Origin of the sequence: Peribacillus sp. YIM B13472 (assembly GCF_042788005.1) — a bacterium.
Lineage (GTDB): Bacteria > Bacillota > Bacilli > Bacillales > DSM-1321 > Peribacillus > Peribacillus simplex_E.
Map to the genome: position 1 here is coordinate 113,606 of NZ_JBHZPG010000008.1, position 19,317 is coordinate 132,922.

Below are 19,317 nucleotides of genomic sequence, written 5' to 3' on the forward strand. Positions count from 1 at the left end.
TCATTTTTTATTTAACTAGATTTTAAGATCTAGAACGTAAAAACCTTTTTTTAGGCAGGTTATCTGTTTCAAGCGCTTCCCTTTCTAACTCCGCCCTTTCGGTTGGGGTCGGGGCAGCCTGTTTGCTTCTTGCCTTCCACTTGTCCCTGATTTCCATGGCTACATTGCTCCATTGTACAATTTGTGAGATTCGTTCTTGATTATTATCAATCTCTGCCTGCACTTTATGGGAAACCTTTTGGATGGAAGAATTGAAGCTAGAGATGGATGTGCCAACATCCTTCACGGCATCCACCACCGTGTTCAGGTTTTCCGACTTTTGCTGCAAATCTTCAGCCAACGTATTCGTTTTATGTAATAACTGAGTAGTTTCGAGCGTGATGCCCTGCATTTGGCTCTCTAGTCCTGTCAGCGTCCGGGCCACACTGTCCAGGGTAGTTTGAAGTGATGTCAGTACCTTTGTTAGGAAAATAACAAGTACCAAAAAAGCTATCGCTGCAACAGCAGCACTTACGTATAAAATAATCTCCATTGGAACACCTCCGAAAAAAATCGACTTATTTAATTGCTGTTAGATATTAATTACCCCTTCCCTATTATTATAAACTTATTTATTTTTTCAATATACCCTATCAAACCCTAATCTGGAAATATTGTTGTCTGCATCCAGTTCCTCCGTGAAATTCATGGGTGACACTTATGGCAGGAAATCGGGTATGATAGAAAAGATAAGTCGATTTTAACAATGGAGGTATTTTTTATGAAAGATCCCAGAATTGGTACATTGGCCAAAAACTTAATCAATTATTCCGTGAAGCTTCAAAAAGGTGAAAGAATCTTGATCGAAAACTTCGGATTGCAGCGTGAGCTTGTTAACGCACTTGTGAATGAAGCCTATGCAGCAGGTGGTTACCCATTCGTCCTTTTAAAGGATCACCAAGTGGATCGTGCCTTGCTGATGGGTGCCAAAGAAGAACAGTACAAGTTGATGGGTGAGTTTGAATCAAACGTAATGAAACAGATGGACGCTTATATCGGGCTTCGTGCCGGGGATAATATCAATGAACAATCCGATGTCCCTTCAGAGAAGATGGCGATTCATGGACAGACAGTCGGTAAAGTACATAGAAATATCCGCGTGCCAAAAACAAAATGGGTCGTACTTCGCTACCCGACAAATTCAATGGCCCAATTAGCCAAAATGAGCACAGAAGCATTCGAAGACTTTTATTTCGAAGTCTGCAACCTTGACTATGGCAAAATGAGCAAAGCCATGGACAATCTTGTTGAATTGATGGATAAAACGGATAAGGTCCGCTTAACTGGGCCCGGTACGGACCTAACCTTCTCCATCAAAGACATTAAAGCCATCAAATGTGCGGGTGAGCTGAACATTCCTGACGGTGAAGTATATACGGCTCCGGTTAAAGATTCCATCAATGGAGTGATTTCGTATAATACTCCGTCCCCTTATCAGGGTTTTACTTTTGAAAACGTGAAGTTGACATTCAAGGATGGAAAAATCGTTGAAGCGGTTGCCAATGATACGGAACGCATCAACAAAATTTTTGATACTGATGAAGGCGCACGATATGTCGGTGAATTTGCAATTGGTGTAAATCCTTATATTCTACACCCGATGCAAGATATCCTCTTTGATGAAAAAATTGATGGAAGTTTTCATTTCACTCCCGGTCAATGCTATGATGATGCCTTTAACGGAAACCATTCAGACATTCACTGGGACCTGGTCAATATCCAGCGGCCTGAATATGGCGGCGGGGAGATCCATTTTGATGACGTCTTGATACGTAAGGACGGACGCTTCGTTTTACCGGAACTGGAAAATTTAAATCCAGAAAATTTAAAATAACTTAAATACCAATAAAAAAAACGACCGACCCGCTACTAACGGATGGTCGTTTTTTTTATTTTACCTGCAGTGAATGCTCGTAGGCTGCCTGGAACTTTTGAATGTCCCCCGCACCCATGAATAACACGACACTGTTTTCATGATGTTGCAATATAGATGTTGTGTTCTCCGTAATCAGCTCGGCACCGGGAATCTTATCTTGAAGGTCTTCAATCGATAACTTCCCTTGATGTTCACGAGCAGATCCAAAAATTTCACATAAGTATACTTTGTCGGCCAAATTCAAGCTGTCGGCGAATTCATCAAGGAATGCCTGAGTTCTCGAGAAAGTATGTGGCTGGAATACCGCAACAACTTCACGCTCTGGATATTTCTGACGCGCCGAGTCAACAGTCGCAGAGATCTCGGTCGGATGGTGTGCATAATCATCAATGATGATCTGACTTCCGATTTCCTTTTCGGAGAACCGGCGTTTAACTCCGCCAAAAGTCCGCAATTGGGCTTTCACAGCTTCCGTATCCAAGTTTTCATATTTACAAAGTGCAATGACACCAAGTGCATTCAACACACTATGCTTTCCAAAAGTAGGAATAGTGAATGTATCATAGTAATTGTTCCTTACATGCACATCAAAAGTCGTGCCATCCGGAGTGACGGAAACATTTTTCGCTTGAAAATCATTTCCTTCTGCAAATCCGTAAAAAATAACCGGTACTTTCGCCTGAATATGTGGTAAATGCTCATCATCCCCGCACGCAATGATGCCTTTGTTGACTTGAAGGGCCATCGTTTGGAAAGCCTCGAACACGTCTTCGACATTGGCGTAATAATCAGGATGATCAAAATCGATATTCGTCATGATTGCATAATCCGGATAATAGGAAAGGAAATGACGGCGATATTCACATGCTTCGAATACGAAGTAATCAGAATTCGCGATTCCTTTACCCGTCCCATCCCCAATCAAGAAGGATGTCGGTTTAGCGCCCCCCATTACATGGGCAAGCAAGCCGGTCGTCGATGTTTTACCATGCGCTCCCGTAACGGCCACGCTGATGAAATTTTTCATGAAATCACCTAGGAAGCGGTGATAACGGATAATCGGCAAATCAAGTTCTTTTGCCTTCACGATTTCCGGATGACTATCCGGAAACGCATTTCCTGCAATGATGGTCATTCCAGGTTGAATATTTTCCTCGCTGAAAGGAAGGATTTTAATCCCGGCTTTTTCTAATGCCAATTGTGTAAAAAATTCTTTTTCGTAATCGGAACCCTGCACTTCAATATTCATATCATGCAGTATTTGTGCAAGAGCACTCATACCCGACCCTTTAATTCCCACAAAATGGTAAGCAGTCATAAAGCGAACCTCCACCAATCGTCTACCTGTATGACAGTATATGACGTCATCTTTTATTTGTTTTTTCCATTACGAGACTTATTAGTAACGCAATTTCTTAATAGGTTTTTCAAGCTCTTATTTTCAATCATTCATCAACAATAAACTATTATATCACTTTTTTATTCATTCATCCATGTCAGGCAGATGCCAATTTATCAAATCATTGGTTTTTCCCTCAATTAAGGTGATAAAAAAGGGTTTTCACCCTTTCACATTATATTCAATTTCCTTTTATTAGGTTCTCTTAATTAACATGTAAAAATTCCAGTTCTTCTTCCGTAATCAATACATCCCTGGGCCTTGAGCCCCTGGATTCGGAAACGACTCCCCGTTGCTCCATCATTTCTATTAGACGCGCTGCACGGTTATAACCGACACGGAAGCGCCTTTGGACACTCGATGCAGATGCAGCCTGCTGGCTCACGACAAATTCACAGGCCTCGAAAAACAGTTCATCCGCTTCTTCCGTGACCTCGGCCCTGTTCAGCAAGTCTTCCTGTTCAAACAGGTATTTCGGCTGCTGCTCCAGTTTAACATGGTTGACGACTTGATCGATTTCTTCATCACTCACAAAAGTCCCTTGCAGGCGCACCGTTTTCGACGAGCCGTTTTCAGCGAATAACATATCTCCTCTTCCCAATAATTTTTCTGCACCGCCGCTATCGATGATTGTACGGGAGTCCACTTGTGAAGATACCGAAAAAGCGATCCTTGTCGGGATATTTGCCTTGATCAATCCAGTTATGACATCGACTGATGGTCTTTGAGTGGCTACAATCAAATGGATGCCGCAGGCACGGGCCTTTTGCGCAATCCGGCAAATCGCTTCCTCTACATCAGCAGGGGACATCATCATTAGATCCGCAAGCTCATCGATGATCACCAGGATATAAGGCAGCTTGCTTGAATATTGACCGGCTTTTTCCGCTTGGTCATTAAAGCGGGTGATATCACGCACACCGGCATGTACAAACAATTCATAACGCCGTTCCATCTCCTCTACAGCCCATTTCAACGCAGCCGTAGCGGCTTTTACATCGGTTATGACCGGACTGACCAAATGCGGGATCCGGTTATATGGGGCGAGCTCGACCATTTTCGGATCGATCAACAGTAATTTCAACTCCTGCGGCGTAGCTTTATACAGCAAGCTGACCAGCATCGTGTTGATACAGACACTTTTCCCCGATCCCGTTTGCCCGGCTATCAATCCATGCGGCATCTTTCTCAAATCCGTGATAATCGGCTGACCGGATATATCGAGTCCTAAAGCGACAGCAAGCGGTGATTCATGCTCTTGAAACTCAGTACTTTCCAAAACCTCACGCAAAAATACCGGTTTGCTTTTCCTGTTCGGAATCTCGATGCCAATTGTATGTTTACCGGGAATGGGCGCTTCCATCCGCATATCCTGAGCAGCAAGGCTTAATTTGATGTCATCCATCAGGTTCGTCACTTTATTCACCTTCACTCCCGGCTCCGGATGCACCTCGAAACGAGTTACTGCCGGTCCTTGAGTGACATTGACGACCTTTGCACGGACATTGAAATTTTTCAATGTTTCATCAAGTAATAAAGTCTGTTCCTCGAGCCACTCATCATCATGCACTGCATATGTGGGAGGTGTCAGCAATTCAATATTAGGAAACACATAATATGGATTATCCTCCGCTTCCACGGAGCCAAAAACTGCCGGGGTATCGCCCTGGCCACTTTCTGCTGCAGCCTCTGTATGAACTGCTTCATGATACCCATTTCCGGAAATGGGGGATTCCTGCTCCAAGAGCGGCTTAGTGACCAGGCTGGAACCAATATTGGATTCAACTGTATTTTCAGGCACGGCGGCGGTTTCCGAACCAGCCTTAGTGTCCAAAAAGGTTGGTGTAATGACCGGAGTCCGCTCTTTCGGCATAACTCTGCCTTCCTCCTGTTTCCGTTCAGGAATGGCGGATGGTTTCGCTTGTCCTGTCTCCATTTCAGCTGCATCATTCATTGGTCGCTTATCAGGTGAAACTACTGCCCTTTCCGAATTAAGGCTTTTTTTTTCCGGCATCATTTTATTCATGAAGCTGTTTTTTTCCCGATCTTGCTTAAGCATCATCACATTAAATGGGATATGTTTTTTCGGACGTTTTGGCTGCACTTCAGGTATTGCCTCAGATGAATCTTCAGGCAGTGTCCCTTGACGAACGGATGGTTGATTTGATTGTGCAGCAACCTCCCCAGGAACAGATATAGCTTCAGGCGGTGTGTCGTCCGCCTGTTCCATGATGGATACAGCGACTTCGCGTCCAAAATCGACTTGGTCCTGTTCAATGGCCTCTTTTTCCACCGCAGGCTCAATTATGTCAGGCTCGCTTACTGCTTCTTCTGGCAGTGACTCATTGGAATTCCTGCGAAAAAAAGCGGGTATCTCCGAATCTTCCCTTTTTTCTTCTGCTTGTTCCGGTATAAGAACGGATGGTTCTATCGTCATTTCCTCATGTGACACTTCTTTTGAGATTTCAGGGATCGATACCGGAATCTCGATATCAGGTCCTTCTTTTTTAAAGATGGGCATTTTGCTTTCCAATTCATATTCGACAATTTCTTCAGAAGGGACTATTTTTTTTTCCGGACGACGGAACCCATAAATGGGTGAAGGGATTTCCGTTGGGCGGAATGGAGTATTTGACGGGACTATTTTTGAGGTTTCCTCCCGGTCGATGCTTCTCCGTTTTGGTTCAGTATCCCTTGCAGGCCTTCTCGTTGTTTCTTTGGTCACATTCTTCCCCTGTTTTGGTTCGTTGTCTTCCCTGTTTCTTTCCCTAGGCTTTCTTTTATTCTGCTCCCGGTCTGGAATGAGCGGAAACTTGAACTGTCCTTTTGGATATTGAAACAGGATTTTCGTATCCGGGTCTGGCGTCTGTGACATTTTTTCCACTTTTTGATTATAAACCTTTATTTCTTCTTCCTTTGACTTCGAAAGCTTCGAAAAATCCATTTTCCTTAATGTCTCTTCATCAAGCGGTTCATCTATAATAATTTCTTCGATTTCAATAATTTCCTCTGCTTGGAACCATTTTTTCATCTTATTTAGCCATTTCAAAACTATCACTCTTTCTACATCTGTAGTTATGTAACTAATTCTACCAGTTATTTTAAAAATATCGAGAAATTTTAAGCTGAATTGGGGTTAGTACCTATTTTTTTATCTCATTCCTAACTAATTTAACGTATTTCGCAGAACTCCTACCCTTTTAAACCCCTTCTGGAATGAGTTTAAACCTATCCATTGGGAAATAACATTAGCCCCTAGTCTACTATTTAAATAAAACACCGCTGTTAAATCGCGTTTACAAAGAGATTAAGTTTTCATGCAGCCTTGGAAGCAGACTGGCCAATCCATTGCAACATCCTTCATGAAACCGCCGGCGGCATCCAAATACCTGCCGCAACCCATAAAACACCGTTCGTTAATACCGAACGGTGTTTTGTGGGTTTCTGCGTTTTTTTTGCAAAGAATGACCAAAGGGACTATTTCCATTCATAAAAACTGCATACAACCTGCGCCACTGATTTGGAAGCGATCAAAAGGGCATCTTCATCAATGTCGAATTTAGGATGGTGATTGAAATAGGCCTTCTCCACCCCTTTCGGTTTACAGCCAATGTAAAAGAAGCAGCCAGGAATCTTTTCTGCATAATATGAAAAATCCTCCGAACCCGAGAAAACCGGAAATTCCACAACCTTCTTAATATCTTTGTCATCCATGCTTTCCAGGCTATTTTTCACGAATCCAGTCAGTTCAGGGTCATTATATAACGGAGGATAATCGGGCACATATGTAAGTTCGCACTGAACATCAAATTCCGTTTCTATCCCTTTAACGATCCGGTGGATTTCCTTATCGATCAGCTGTTGGGTCTCTGCTGTCATATAACGAACATCCCCTTCAATTTCTATACGATCTTTAATGACATTAAAGCTTCCTTTTCCATCGAAAGAGCCGATTGTGACTACGCCCATATCAAAAGGGTTCAAGCGACGGCTGATTACGGTTTGTACGGCTGTCACGAAATGGGCGCCTGCCACAATGGTATCATTAGCCATATGCGGGGAGGAACCATGGCCGCCTACACCCTTTATCGCTAACTTGAAATAGGTCCGTCCAGCCATCGAATAGCCGCTGCGATACCCGACCACCCCTGCTGGATGAAATGGAAATAAATGGATTCCAAAAACAACATCCAGTTCATCCAAATACCCTGATTCCATAATGCTTTTTGCTCCTCCTGGGGGTGTTTCTTCTGCATGTTGATGAATTATTTTGATCGTACCTGATAGGGAATCTTTCAGCTCATTGATGCAGTCTGCCAGTACCAATAAATAAGCGGTATGCCCATCGTGTCCGCAGGCATGCATGACACCTTCATTTTTTGAACGGAACGGAACCTCCGCTTCTTCTGTAATCGGCAGTGCATCGAAATCGGCACGGAGACCTATCGTTTTCCCTGGTTTTCCGCCTTCGATCGTCACGATGATCCCTAATCCATTTCCTACATTCGTTTGAATCGATACATCTTTCCCCTTATAAAAATCAATGATATATTTTGCCGTTTTCTCTTCTTTGAAGGATAGCTCCGGATTCTCGTGTAAATGACGGCGGATTTGAACCATTTCCCCTTTACGGGCTTCCAGCATGTTCATTAATTTGCTTTTCACGTTCACGAGTATTCTCCCCCTTATTTCAAGTTGGTTAGCATATTAGTAAGTTCCATGATCGCTGCAAACCTTCTATATGTAAAAAGCCAAATAAAAAAGGACAGAGAAGGGTTCCGTAAACTTACCGCTCCCTTCTCTGTCTTTTTACCTTAGAGTTTAACTCCATTTTGGTCATGGAGATTTCCCCGTTGGCGGCACATTCCTACGCGCTCTACAGAGTTGCGTCTAGCTGCAGTTCCATTTACCTGAGAGATTTGCTCCAAGGGATATTTTTGGAACTTGCTCCTTCGGTGACTCAATCCTTTGCACTCTCCCACAACGTTCATCCGCTCGTTCTATTGTTTTATTCCATATTTTCAAAATATTACAATTATATTATCACCGATAAAAAAATAAATATCAACTCTAATAGTCATAAACTCTATTAAACTTTAAAAGGACCGCTGTCAGATGCTGACACGGTCCTTATGTGATTCAATATATTATTGTTCACGCTTTTTGTTTTTACCCATAATGAAGATGGGCTCCAACTCATTTTCTTCGTAAAGAAATGATAGGGCCGTTATCGGAACATGTCCGCTGGCAAAGAAGCTCATCGCCATTTGCGCAAGAATATCATAACCCGTATCATTCTTCACATCGGCAATGATGATGACATCCTGATGGGGAATGGCCACAGCCATGGTTCCCTCGATCTTGTCCTTCATTTCCCGAAGCCATGATTCATTCAGGATCCTGCTGGCATCATATCCATCATTCGTGTTCAAAAAATAAAATGCATTACCTGCAACGATATCCGACTTCATTTCAGTGGAGAGGGAACGGGCATTAAAAAGGGCAATTTCACGGATCCTGTCACCCTGCCAATTCTCCCGTTGAATCATCTTTTCATCTATAAGACGGTAGGTTTTCCCTAAATCAAGGGCATAAAAAATCCGGGTTTCAGCCGTATGCTCATCGAATAAAAATGGATTTCCTTCTTCCGATTCCATTGGAAAGGAGGTCGAGCGGATGACTGGGAAAATGAATTTCTCCTTGCCTTCCATGCTGTGTTCTCCCCCCATCACATTCAGGGCCTCTTCCACGTAATAGATAATTTCATCGATGGCCTTTTCCTTTACGCTTTCATAGTTAGCAAGTACAGGAGGCAACTCGATGGTGATCCCTTTCCCGGTCTTCACATTTTCCACCCGTAACGTATCTTGCTTACTATCGAATTTGAATGTGCGATTTTCATCTTTTAAACGTTCCTTCAGGATATTTTTCAGCTTCGTGCTGTCCATTTTCATGACTGACCCTCCTCTTCATTGAAAAATCCCCAGCGAGAAGGGGAAATTGATTATAGTGATTGTATGAATTCCTCAATTTGTTCTTGCGTTTTGCGATCCTTGCTCACGAATCTGCCTAGCTCTTTACCATTATCATACGCGATGAAACTTGGTATACCGAATACATCATTAGCCGCACACACATCGATGAATTCATCACGGTCCACATAAATGAATGTAAAGTCAGGAAATTTCGTTTCAATCTCCGGCATGATCGGTTCGATTACACGGCAATCCCCACACCATGTCGCTGAAAAAAGAAAGATATGTTTGCCTTCATTTTTCAATGCATCATATTGCTCAACGGATTGTAAATTTTCCATTTGAATATTCCTCCTGCTCTAAATGACACCTTAGTTTTTATAATCCCATCATACCAGACTCTCCAGAAATCAACCATTAATACGGATCGGTTGAACTGCAGGGGTCATCTTATTTCTGGGGCACGGATGAAACGATTTCCATCATTTGTTTTGCATCGGTTTTTAATTGGTCTTTATCCGTTTCGGTTGTCAGCTTCACCCCGCCGATTCCCACTGCAAGCTCATACTTTTCTTTCGGTATCTCTTTGATCGAGATAAAGCCGAATTTATCATCAGTCTGAAAAGAATGCAGCATTACATTTTGATCATCTTGTTCCTTTATCGCCAAATATAACACGGAGCTGTCTTCTTTTTCATTTGGATTGACAAATAATATATAAATCTTATCACTTTTTTGCAAAATCAAATTATTATCATGTTCTTCCACTACTTTAAAATCCTTTGGCAGATAGACCTGAATTAGCCCTGCCTCTTGATTGGGCTGTTTTTCATCGTCACGAAAAGCCACTTCAGCAGCCTTCATTGCCTTTTCGGTTTGTCTCTCGATACCTGAGCAGCCCACGATCAAACTGCTTATCAACAGGAAAACAAGGATATTCTTATTCGATAAAGCCATCGTCATTCCTCCAGCCGTCTCTTTTACTACCTTATGGATAATATTATCCTTATTTATGGAATTCATCCATTTTCAAAACATGGTACAATGAAAGCAATTTTAATACCGAGGAGGAAAAAAATGAAGTTAACCGTGTATCTTGCTGGGGAAATCCATTCGAATTGGAGAAGTGAGCTGAGAGATAAGGCCGCTGCACTGAAGCTTCCTTTAGAATTTGTAGGCCCGATGGAAAATCATGAACGCTCCGATAATATCGGTGAAGATATCCTCGGGGAACAGCCGAATCCCATCCTGAAGGATGCGGCCGCTTCCCAAATCAATAATTTGCGGACAGGTCTTTTGATGAAAAAGGCTGATCTTGTCGTCGCTCTGTTTGGCGAGAAATATAAACAGTGGAATACTGCCATGGATGCAAGCACCGCCATTTCCCTTGGTAAACCGCTTATTTTGATTCGTCCGGAATCCCATCATCATGCCTTAAAGGAATTATCGGAAAAGGCGAGTGTCACGGTAGAATCCGTTAACCAAGCCATGAAGGTGCTTTCTTATATTTTTGAAGAAGGGCTGTAAAACTCCCTGTCCCTTAAAGTCCAGCTCAAGTATGATAGGCTGATCATTTATAAAGAAACGAATAAAAAGCTTGCAGGGCCTCCCCTGCAAGCGAAAAACGAATATTTTATCTTATCCCTTTTTTATGGGAATCCAAATTTCGGAGTAATAGTCAGGGTTTGAAGCGTCATCATTCGCGTATACTTCCAATTCTGGAGTTCCGGCATGTTCATGACCGCTGGTAGGGAACCATTCGGAAAAAATTCGTTTCCAAGCTTGTTGGATGGCATCAGGCATAGGTCCGTGAACTTCGAATGCAACCCACTTGGAAGCCGGTATCGTAAGGGTTGAAAACTCTTCAGGCACTTTCCCGGCATACTCTGCACCTATCCAATAATCCATCGTTTCATTTTTTTCCACAGCCCGCTTATCGACACATACACCAATCAAGCCCTCTATTTGGCCATTGTTCAACTTCGCTAACCTATCTCCTGTTCCATCCGAATTCACTTTGTCCCACAACTTTGGAATCCCGATCAAATTCTCTTCATTAACCAAGTAAAACTCTTGCTTGATTCCAATCAATTGAAAGGAATCCCTTTCAAGGATATTGTATTTCATCGGTTTTGCCCCTTTCAGAATCACCTGTATCACCAGGCGTTCATAGAATTTCAGCTTCCCCATATACTTTCGGGCTTCGCTTGGAGATACCCCATGCTGCCTTCGAAAAGCTTTCGAGAATGCCTCGGGGGTGTCATAGCCATACTTGTAGGCTAAATCAATGACCTTGCCATTTGTTGATGAAATCTCCTGGGCCGCTAAGGTCAGTCTTCGACGACGGATATAGTCACCAATGGTTATATCCGTTAAAATGGTGAATGTCCGTTGAAAATGAAAAGCTGAGGCATTTGCCTGCCTGGAAATACTCTCGATCGTCAGGTCCTCCAATAAGTGCTCCTCGATATAATCGATGGCCTTTTGGATTGATTCAACCCACCCCATTTTGCTCCCCCCTTGTCACTATACTAGCAAGGCCGCTCAATAAAATCCTGTCTGATTCTGCTCTGTTTTGGCAGTGTTCGTTTCCATCATTCGAAACCCGCCATTCCATGACAGTGATTCAAATATCCTATTTTTTCATTTTCAGCTTATACTCGTGTTGACCGGCTAGCATCCTCATGATATGAAGGAACATTTCCCCCCTGGTGATTCGCTCATTTGTAAATACGCCGATCGCTCCTTCCTTTTTGCTAATATTCTCTTGCCTTGTGAAGGCGTCCATCACCGGGCCCAACTCTTCACCGTCCAGCAGCTTCTCAGCAACAATTTCCGGTACTGGGATTCTCGCTCCGGCAGCTACAAAGACCTCACCGTCCCTTGTTGCCAGTGCGCCCCAATTACACAGAAACAGGGCTTGTCCCATTTTCACTACACCGCCTTCAAGCCCGATCCCCATTTCGGCATCACTGTGAATCAAGCAGTTCCGGGCACGTGTCATTGCCCCCTCCATCGTTTCCTCGTCTGAAAAAGGCTGTTCTGGGACACCGCTCTCCACTTGAAGCGAAACGATTTCTGCATCTTCATATACACCAAGCACGGCACTTACTTTCGCCGGATTCTTACTGCCTACTGCTATTTTCAATATAATTACCTTCCTTCTATGTAAAAAAAGCTGATGGAAAAGGATTCATAACAGCATCCCCTTCCATTTCAGCTTCCACCATCAACCGTTATTAATCAAGGTCTCGAATGTCGTTTTATCACAGGAACGAACCAATTTCCCAATCAGTTCACGTGCAGCGGCATAATCATCAATATGAATCATGGATGCATGTGTATGAATATAGCGGGAACAAATGCCAATCACCCCGCTTGGAATGCCTTCGTTTGCAATATGGACTTGCCCTGCATCCGTGCCGCCTTGGGAAACGAAATGTTGATACGGAATTTCATTCGACTCGGCCGTATCAAGGATGAATTCCCTCATGCCGCGATGAGTGACCATCGAACGATCGAAAATGCGGAGCAGTGCCCCTTTTCCTAGCTGGCCAAATTCACTTTTACTGCCGGACATATCGTTCGCCGGACTTGCATCCAAAGCGAAGAAAAGATCCGGTTTGATCATATGAGCTGCAGTTTGCGCACCCCGTAATCCGACTTCCTCCTGGACGGTTGCCCCGGAATATAAGATATTCGGTAACGTTTCACCTTTTAAATCTTTTAACAATTCTATCGCAAGTCCGCAGCCGTAACGATTATCCCACGCTTTTGCGAGGATTTTCTTCTCATTGGCCATAGGAGTGAATGGACAAATCGGTACAATCTGCTGACCTGGCTTAATACCGATCCTCTTCACATCTTCCTTATCATCCGCCCCGATATCAATCAGCATATTTTTGATATCCATTGGTTTTGAGCGTTGCGATTCATCAAGCAAATGGGGCGGAATCGAACCGATGACACCAATGACCGGACCGTTATCGGTTATGATCTCGACTCTTTGGGCCAATAGCACTTGACTCCACCAGCCCCCCAGCGTCTGAAAGCGAATCATTCCATTTTCTGTTACGGAGGTGACCATGAATCCCACTTCATCCATGTGCCCGGCAACTAGTACAGTCGGCCCATCCTCATCGCCTCTTTTTACGCCAAATATTCCGCCAAGGCGATCCTGGACGATTTCATCCGAATACTTTTCCAGCTCCCTCTTCATGAAACTCCGAACTGCATGTTCATTTCCCGAGGCTCCCGGTAATTCCGTCAATGTTTTAAAAAGCTCCAATGTCTCATGATTCATTTTTCTACCCCTAACCTATGTATTGTTTCTTACTATTTTACAGAACTTAGCATCGTGATACACTAGAAAGTTCTAATTTATCAGTTAATGGGTAAAATTTCAAATTATTAGTCAAATAAAGCGTTCTTCTGTATACTGGAAGAAGCGATTTTAATAAATGCAATGGAGGAGAAATCAATGAATTGGAAAACGTTTTTACTAGGTACTGCAGCCGGGTTTGCTGCTGGCTATGCGACAAAACAACTATTGGATCAATCAAGTAAACCTTCTCCCGATAAAGTCTTGGCCCAAGTGAAGGAAACAGTCAAAAAGGATGGAAATATATATGGCTCATGGATCTTGATGAAGCCGGAGAACTATACAAAAAATGACTTGGACTATGAAGTGTACAAAGGCGGGATCACCAGAAACACGGAGGGTATACGCGAGCAATTCGAATTTGTTGCAGATGCCTCAACAGGAACGATATTGGAGCTCAATGCGCAAAATGATTGAAACAACAACAGGAGGGCCGTCAAAATGACGTCCTCCTTTTGCTTTCCCTCTTATCGCTTCCGTTTCAATTCGGCTATTATCTCCTTACCCGTTACATCCCATTTGATGGCACAGTATTGGGCATCATGGTAAAAGCTATACCAGGACCCATTTTCCAGTCCGGATTTCATCCACTTTTCCTTCGCCTCGATGGAAGTCATGGGATAATCGTCATAAGCGAGGACCCAGAGGACATTAGCATGCGCGTGCGTCGGCATGATATCTGCCATGTGAATCAATCTATCCCCACCATCCTCAATGATGATGATCGCATGTCCATCACTATGCCCCCCGGTATGGATCATTTTAATTCCGTCCGTAATTTCCTGTTCAACTTCAAAAGGACGTACAAGAGAAGCGACAGCCTCCCAGTTTTCTGCCCAATATGTACTTTTTGAACGAATATTCGGGTTTTTCATTTCCACCCATTCAGTTTGGGTCGTAATGATTTCTGCACGCTCGAAAACAGGCACCCAAGTTTCACCTTCACGTTTCGTCAAACCGCAGGCATGGTCGAAATGTAGATGGGTCATTAAAATGTAATCGATATCATTTGGCTGAATCCCAAGTCTGCCAAGATCTTCGACAAGATTGGATTCCTCCGTCACCCCAAAATTCCGTTTCTGCTTGTCATTCATCTTTCCATTGCCAATACCGGAATCTATAAGCATGTTCAATCCATTGGCCTGCACCAAAATCGGATCCGTACGTAACTCGATTTGGTTATTTTCGTTAACAGGATACTTCTTGGACCAAAGCGGTTTCGGTACAACACCGAACATCGCACCGCCATCCAAGTGAGTCACACCGCCATTCAACCATGTTAATTTAATTTCCCCTATTTGCATCGTTTCCATTTTACCCCTCCTCTCCCTTTAGTTTAACACCCACTTCCATATATTGAAATCGATAACAATCAAGTCATCCTCGTGAATGAAATACACCGCCTTAACAAGGAAAAAAACCAGATGCTATGCACCTGGTTTTTGATCGATGATTATTGGAACATTGCTTCCAATCGGTATATTCGGTTGCCTTTACTCGAGAATTTTTCTTCATATTCAGTCATGATGTTGCCTTCAAAACTGCTATTGTGAAGATCAAGGCTTACATATTTCAAGAGCATGCCGTACTCGGAAATACTTTTCAAGGAAGATTCGAATAACCCTTGGTTATCCGTCTTGAAGTGAATCTCGCCTTTGTCTGGCAGGATGCCTTCATATATTTCGAGGAAGGTCTTATACGTTAACCGACGTTTTGCATGACGTGATTTCGGCCATGGATCAGAGAAATTCAAGTAGACGCGGTCCACGTCACCTTTTGCAAAATAGTCCCCTAAGTTCGCTGCGTCAACATTCAACAGCTTTAAATTTGGAACATCCGCTTCAATCAGCAAGTCCAAAGCAGCTACAATGACGCTTCCATATACTTCAATTCCAATAAAATTCACATCAGGATGGGCTTTTGCCATTTCTGTGATGAAACGGCCTTTTCCCGTACCCACTTCAATATATAACGGATTATCGTTACCGAAAACTTCATGCCATTTACCTTTATGGCTCACTGGCTGATGAATTACATATTGTGGAAAATCATTCAAACGGTCTTCAGCCCAAGGTTTATTTCTTAAACGCATGATGACACCCCTATTTATAATATAATCGTTCAAACCATAACACGAGTGCATGGATTCCTGCAAGTTGATTTTTTCAGGAAACACACACTGAACAAATAAAAAAACTGCCGGCCATCCAGGCGACAGTATCTGTAGTTTTCATGTATAAAACTTTCAGCAAAACACACCATAAATAAGTGAAGGGCAGGCGAGAACCACCTGGGTATCCCTTGAATCATATTTAAGAAAGGAGAGGTATTATATGCCGCTTTCCCATGAACATCAAATGTCACTATTGAAAGATATATTGACCAACCATCAAACAGACTGCTGCGGATCCGTTTCTGAATGTGAACAGGTTGAAAGGCTCGTCAAATCCTTAATGATCAATATGGAAATTGACAGCAATGTGAAAACGATACTGACGGAGATTTACGAATACAGTCAAACAGGCATCGGTACCGCCGATTTAGATGCACATATTTCAACCCACCAGAACGACCTGTCCCAGTGGGTGGATGATATAGATCAATTCTGATCAGTCAACCGTCAATAATGCTTCCAGCTTTTCAAGTAATTCATTTCTTTCCTCGTACCGCTTTCTACGATGATGCCATTGGATGGAAAGCACAAGTTGTGAAACCGTGTGCCATTTCATCCTCATCTCCAGGCCTGCGTCAAGCTTTTTGCCGTAACGGGCAAGCCATTGATTCCATTCTTCCCTTGGGACATAAGAATACAGGAGTATGCCGAGGTCAATGGCCGGATCGCCAATGACCGCTCCGTCCCAATCAATCAGGAACAATCCGTCGGTGTCGGTCATGAGCCAATTATTATGGTTCACATCACAATGACAGACGACTTTTTCGTCGCATTCAATCAACAGGAGATTATTCTGTAAAAAATGGATGGCCTGCTTGATAATCGGAATATCCGTAACATCCGAAGATAACCCGGTTTCTATGTCTGTAAGTATACTTTCAGGTCGTAAAGGGGATTTCCCAAGCCTTTTGAGCATGCTTAACAAAGGATCGGATTGATGAATTTTTTGAAGCAGCTTTGCGACTCTTATATTGTTCATTTCCTGCTGAGATAGCTCCCTGCCTTCCATCCAATGCTGGGCCGTAATTACATCCCCATTCTCCAGGCGTTTTGTCCACATTAACTTTGGAACAATGCCCTCAGCCGAAAGAACAGCTAAAAATGGCGATGAATTTCGTTTAAGGAAGAGCTTCTGCCCCTCTTTCTCGGCAATAAAGGCTTCTCCCGTAGCTCCTCCAGCAGGGGATATATCCCACTCCTGACCTAATAAATGTTCCAACTGGTTCACCTTCGATTTCCTCGCTTAATCATACAAATGTGGGTACGTTCACCTAGTGTATGTATTACCACTACTTTGAGTCCATGTTTTATAAAAAATCCGCCTGCTGGCGAAGCTGCATATATACTTGCATCGGGATGATACCCGCAATTAAAAACATCCTCATTTTAGAGAAATAAAAAAATAGCTATTGAGCAATTAAACAATAGCCATAAATTAAATTTTAGTTGAAAAACGGTTTCTTCGTCAAGTACTATAAAACGATTATACGCATAAAACAAAAACAAATAAATCATTTCATATTTTTGTATGGGTTATCACCCTTGAACATGACGCGCATTTTTTCTTTCAGAACCACTGCAGCTACTTCATGCGTACCAACAATTTCCCCATCTGACTGGATTTTTACTGACCCCTGATTCTTCATTTTTATCATTTTACCAGAAAATGAATCAACATTTTTAATGTTTAGGTGACCGCCCCAAAAAACGGTGATGAAGACGGTCAATAATTTCAACAAAGTAATATCATGGACCGCAATCACGTTCAAACTGCCATCATCCAGCTTCGACATCGGTGAAATTTTCATCCCGCCGCCAAAGTAGGGCTGGTTCGCAATAACAATGAACCAAACCTTTTTCAAAAGATGCCGATCACCATCAATGATCAATTCCATGCAGCTGGGCTTGTAAGTAAATATCTTTTTTATAAAAATGAACAGATAAATTAATTTACCCGCCCTGACAAAATTAAACCATTTTTTCAGAGAGGAACGTTCTGCTTCATCGGAAATTTCAGCATCAATGCCCATTCCCAGGCTGTTCACGAAATAACCCGCCTTGCCATTCGTCTCGAACCGTCCAATATCAATGGCACTGAAGGCATTATCCTGAAATAAAGAAAGAGCTTCTTCCACACTCTCAGTTTTTTGAATGCCCCTTACATAATCATTTCCGGATCCAGCCGCAATGGAGCCGATGATAGCGTGAGGGAAATCAATGGCGCCATTTATCATTTCATTAATCGTGCCATCCCCCCCCCGACAGCAATCACCCGGGTATCCTGATTCGTCCCTGATAGAATTTCCTTCGTCAATCTTAGCGCATGCCCCTTTTCACGTGTAAAGAACACCTCATGGGGAACAGCTTTTGATTTCAGTATTTCCTCGGCTTTTTTCCAAATCTTCAAACTCTCTTCATTTCCAGCCATTGGATTGACAATGAAATATACCGTTTCATTAAGGCGCGGCATGCTCATTTCCTTCTGTTTGGTTATAATCGGCTTCCCATTCAGGTCGCAGGCTGGATGTAGTTTGGCAATATTCAAGCAATGCCTGCGCCCCTTTTAACTGCTGTGCCTTAAGAGGGGACGATATAGCCCGCATCCTTTCAAACCATTCCGGGAAGGTCCGTTTATCCAACATCGTAATATCATAAGGTGCTTCGGGATAATCGACATATCCATTCCGGGATAAAATCACCTTTTTAATCGGCATGTTCACTTCATATAGCTCAAATAACTCGGAGACGATGTTCGTCATCCGATTTGCACCCAACAAAGGGTTGAGCATTTTTTTATCAGGATGCTTATGATGCCTTCGAATCCAGAACCGTTCACTCGAACCGATGAAAGCAGCGTCTTCTTCCGCTTCCAGAAAAGTGATGCACCAAGCATCAACAGGGGTCAATAAAATGACTTCGACTTCAACAGGCGCATTTTTCAATAGAAAGATAGGTTTATATAATACGAGAAACGTATCCGGAAAACGCTGCAGAAAAAAGCGGAGCCTCTCATCCAAAAAGAATGATTGGTCCACAAATGACTTTTCACGAAGCGTCGAACTCCCCCATTTCATTTGAAAACGGAGCAACTGATTTAAAAAATTTTGCTTTAATTCATCCAGACCGGCCGGTCGGAACGGAAATCTTAATGAAAAAACATTAGTATCTTCGAACTGGTTCGGTATTAGCAGTTCTTCTGCCTCTGCCTCCTGTTTACCTGTCCGGTGGAATATGCCTTTCACCTTTTTAAACAGGCCCTTTGACGCTTCCTGAGACGGATCAAATTTGACCTGTGTTTCGCTTTCAGTATGTTCGCTATACAACCGATCCAGCTCGCCCGCATCATAAGCAGCCTTCAATTTATCCCATTGCTGTTTTTTCAACCGTGCAAATTGTGTTGGATAATGATAAATATCCTGCTCATACCAGGAAATATAATCCTGCATCTTTATGAGCTGTGCCATTCGACCACCA

20 protein-coding genes and 1 riboswitch are annotated in these 19,317 nt (G+C 42.9%); of the genes, 4 read left to right on the forward strand and 16 right to left on the reverse strand.

Annotated features, from left to right (window positions below; translation table 11 throughout):
• Positions 1-22: 22 nt before the first annotated feature.
• Positions 23-532: a DUF948 domain-containing protein gene (locus ACFX4I_RS08975; protein ID WP_076364648.1), complete on the reverse strand. Its 510-nt coding sequence runs from the start codon at positions 530-532 to the stop codon at positions 23-25.
• 228 nt (positions 533-760) lie between these two features.
• On the opposite strand from ACFX4I_RS08975, the gene ACFX4I_RS08980 reads away from it, so the two are divergent.
• A complete protein-coding gene (locus ACFX4I_RS08980; protein ID WP_377420110.1) occupies positions 761-1,873 on the forward strand; it encodes an aminopeptidase in 1,113 nt (370 codons plus the stop codon).
• A 55-nt stretch (positions 1,874-1,928) separates the two neighbouring features.
• Here the strand turns inward: ACFX4I_RS08980 and murC are convergent, their stop codons facing one another.
• From murC to ACFX4I_RS09010, 6 genes are all read right to left on the reverse strand, one after another.
• The gene (gene murC / locus ACFX4I_RS08985; RefSeq protein WP_230300698.1) at positions 1,929-3,233 is read right to left on the reverse strand and encodes a UDP-N-acetylmuramate--L-alanine ligase; all 1,305 of its coding nucleotides are present in this window, start codon (positions 3,231-3,233) and stop codon (positions 1,929-1,931) included.
• Between the two features lie 286 nt (positions 3,234-3,519).
• Positions 3,520-6,363 (reverse strand): DNA translocase FtsK, encoded by a 2,844-nt coding sequence (locus tag ACFX4I_RS08990; RefSeq protein ID WP_483878222.1) that lies wholly within the window; start codon positions 6,361-6,363, stop codon positions 3,520-3,522.
• A gap of 428 nt (positions 6,364-6,791) precedes the next feature.
• A complete protein-coding gene (locus tag ACFX4I_RS08995; RefSeq protein WP_377420202.1) occupies positions 6,792-7,979 on the reverse strand; it encodes an amidohydrolase in 1,188 nt (395 codons plus the stop codon).
• A 222-nt stretch (positions 7,980-8,201) separates the two neighbouring features.
• A riboswitch (glycine riboswitch) is annotated at positions 8,202-8,305 on the reverse strand.
• 156 nt (positions 8,306-8,461) lie between these two features.
• Positions 8,462-9,268 (reverse strand): DUF1444 domain-containing protein, encoded by an 807-nt coding sequence (locus tag ACFX4I_RS09000; RefSeq protein WP_283932041.1) that lies wholly within the window; start codon positions 9,266-9,268, stop codon positions 8,462-8,464.
• Between the two features lie 50 nt (positions 9,269-9,318).
• Positions 9,319-9,630 carry a thioredoxin family protein gene (locus tag ACFX4I_RS09005; RefSeq protein ID WP_230300700.1) on the reverse strand — a complete coding sequence of 104 codons (312 nt, stop codon included), beginning with the start codon at positions 9,628-9,630 and terminating at the stop codon, positions 9,319-9,321.
• A 109-nt stretch (positions 9,631-9,739) separates the two neighbouring features.
• Entirely contained in the window at positions 9,740-10,246 is a 507-nt protein-coding gene (locus ACFX4I_RS09010) for a hypothetical protein (protein ID WP_230300701.1), read from the reverse strand.
• A gap of 120 nt (positions 10,247-10,366) precedes the next feature.
• On the opposite strand from ACFX4I_RS09010, the gene ACFX4I_RS09015 reads away from it, so the two are divergent.
• Positions 10,367-10,816: a YtoQ family protein gene (locus tag ACFX4I_RS09015; protein WP_192206091.1), complete on the forward strand. Its 450-nt coding sequence runs from the start codon at positions 10,367-10,369 to the stop codon at positions 10,814-10,816.
• Positions 10,817-10,927: 111 nt separating this feature from the next.
• Here ACFX4I_RS09015 and ACFX4I_RS09020 read toward each other — a convergent pair whose 3' ends face one another.
• The 3 genes from ACFX4I_RS09020 to ACFX4I_RS09030 all read right to left on the reverse strand — a co-directional run bounded on the left by ACFX4I_RS09020 (position 10,928) and on the right by ACFX4I_RS09030 (position 13,592).
• Positions 10,928-11,797: a GyrI-like domain-containing protein gene (locus ACFX4I_RS09020; protein WP_377420113.1), complete on the reverse strand. Its 870-nt coding sequence runs from the start codon at positions 11,795-11,797 to the stop codon at positions 10,928-10,930.
• Between the two features lie 127 nt (positions 11,798-11,924).
• Positions 11,925-12,437, reverse strand: a complete 513-nt coding sequence (locus ACFX4I_RS09025; RefSeq protein WP_230300703.1) for a DUF84 family protein — start codon at positions 12,435-12,437, stop codon at positions 11,925-11,927.
• A gap of 81 nt (positions 12,438-12,518) precedes the next feature.
• A complete protein-coding gene (locus ACFX4I_RS09030; RefSeq protein WP_377420115.1) occupies positions 12,519-13,592 on the reverse strand; it encodes a M42 family metallopeptidase in 1,074 nt (357 codons plus the stop codon).
• Positions 13,593-13,769: 177 nt separating this feature from the next.
• Here ACFX4I_RS09030 and ACFX4I_RS09035 point away from each other — a divergent pair, with 177 nt between their 5' ends.
• Complete coding sequence (locus ACFX4I_RS09035) at positions 13,770-14,087, forward strand: PepSY domain-containing protein (protein ID WP_230300704.1); 318 nt, start codon at positions 13,770-13,772, stop codon at positions 14,085-14,087.
• A 50-nt stretch (positions 14,088-14,137) separates the two neighbouring features.
• Here the strand turns inward: ACFX4I_RS09035 and ACFX4I_RS09040 are convergent, their stop codons facing one another.
• Positions 14,138-14,983, reverse strand: a complete 846-nt coding sequence (locus ACFX4I_RS09040; protein WP_377420117.1) for a YtnP family quorum-quenching lactonase — start codon at positions 14,981-14,983, stop codon at positions 14,138-14,140.
• Positions 14,984-15,123: 140 nt separating this feature from the next.
• Positions 15,124-15,762 carry a tRNA (guanosine(46)-N7)-methyltransferase TrmB gene (gene trmB, locus ACFX4I_RS09045; protein ID WP_230300706.1) on the reverse strand — a complete coding sequence of 213 codons (639 nt, stop codon included), beginning with the start codon at positions 15,760-15,762 and terminating at the stop codon, positions 15,124-15,126.
• A 241-nt stretch (positions 15,763-16,003) separates the two neighbouring features.
• Here trmB and ACFX4I_RS09050 point away from each other — a divergent pair, with 241 nt between their 5' ends.
• Entirely contained in the window at positions 16,004-16,279 is a 276-nt protein-coding gene (locus ACFX4I_RS09050; protein ID WP_034309293.1) for a YtzH-like family protein, read from the forward strand.
• On the opposite strand, the gene ACFX4I_RS09055 is transcribed toward ACFX4I_RS09050, so the two are convergent.
• From ACFX4I_RS09055 to ACFX4I_RS09070, 4 genes are all read right to left on the reverse strand, one after another.
• Positions 16,280-17,062 (reverse strand): phosphotransferase, encoded by a 783-nt coding sequence (locus ACFX4I_RS09055; RefSeq protein WP_377420119.1) that lies wholly within the window; start codon positions 17,060-17,062, stop codon positions 16,280-16,282.
• Between the two features lie 292 nt (positions 17,063-17,354).
• Positions 17,355-18,077 carry a diacylglycerol/lipid kinase family protein gene (locus tag ACFX4I_RS09060; RefSeq protein WP_377420121.1) on the reverse strand — a complete coding sequence of 241 codons (723 nt, stop codon included), beginning with the start codon at positions 18,075-18,077 and terminating at the stop codon, positions 17,355-17,357.
• Entirely contained in the window at positions 18,074-18,313 is a 240-nt protein-coding gene (locus ACFX4I_RS09065; protein ID WP_377420123.1) for an acylglycerol kinase family protein, read from the reverse strand. The genes ACFX4I_RS09060 and ACFX4I_RS09065 overlap by 4 nt, the downstream gene beginning before the upstream one ends.
• Positions 18,300-19,307 carry an NERD domain-containing protein gene (locus ACFX4I_RS09070; protein ID WP_377420125.1) on the reverse strand — a complete coding sequence of 336 codons (1,008 nt, stop codon included), beginning with the start codon at positions 19,305-19,307 and terminating at the stop codon, positions 18,300-18,302. The genes ACFX4I_RS09065 and ACFX4I_RS09070 overlap by 14 nt, the downstream gene beginning before the upstream one ends.
• Positions 19,308-19,317 lie beyond the last annotated feature (10 nt).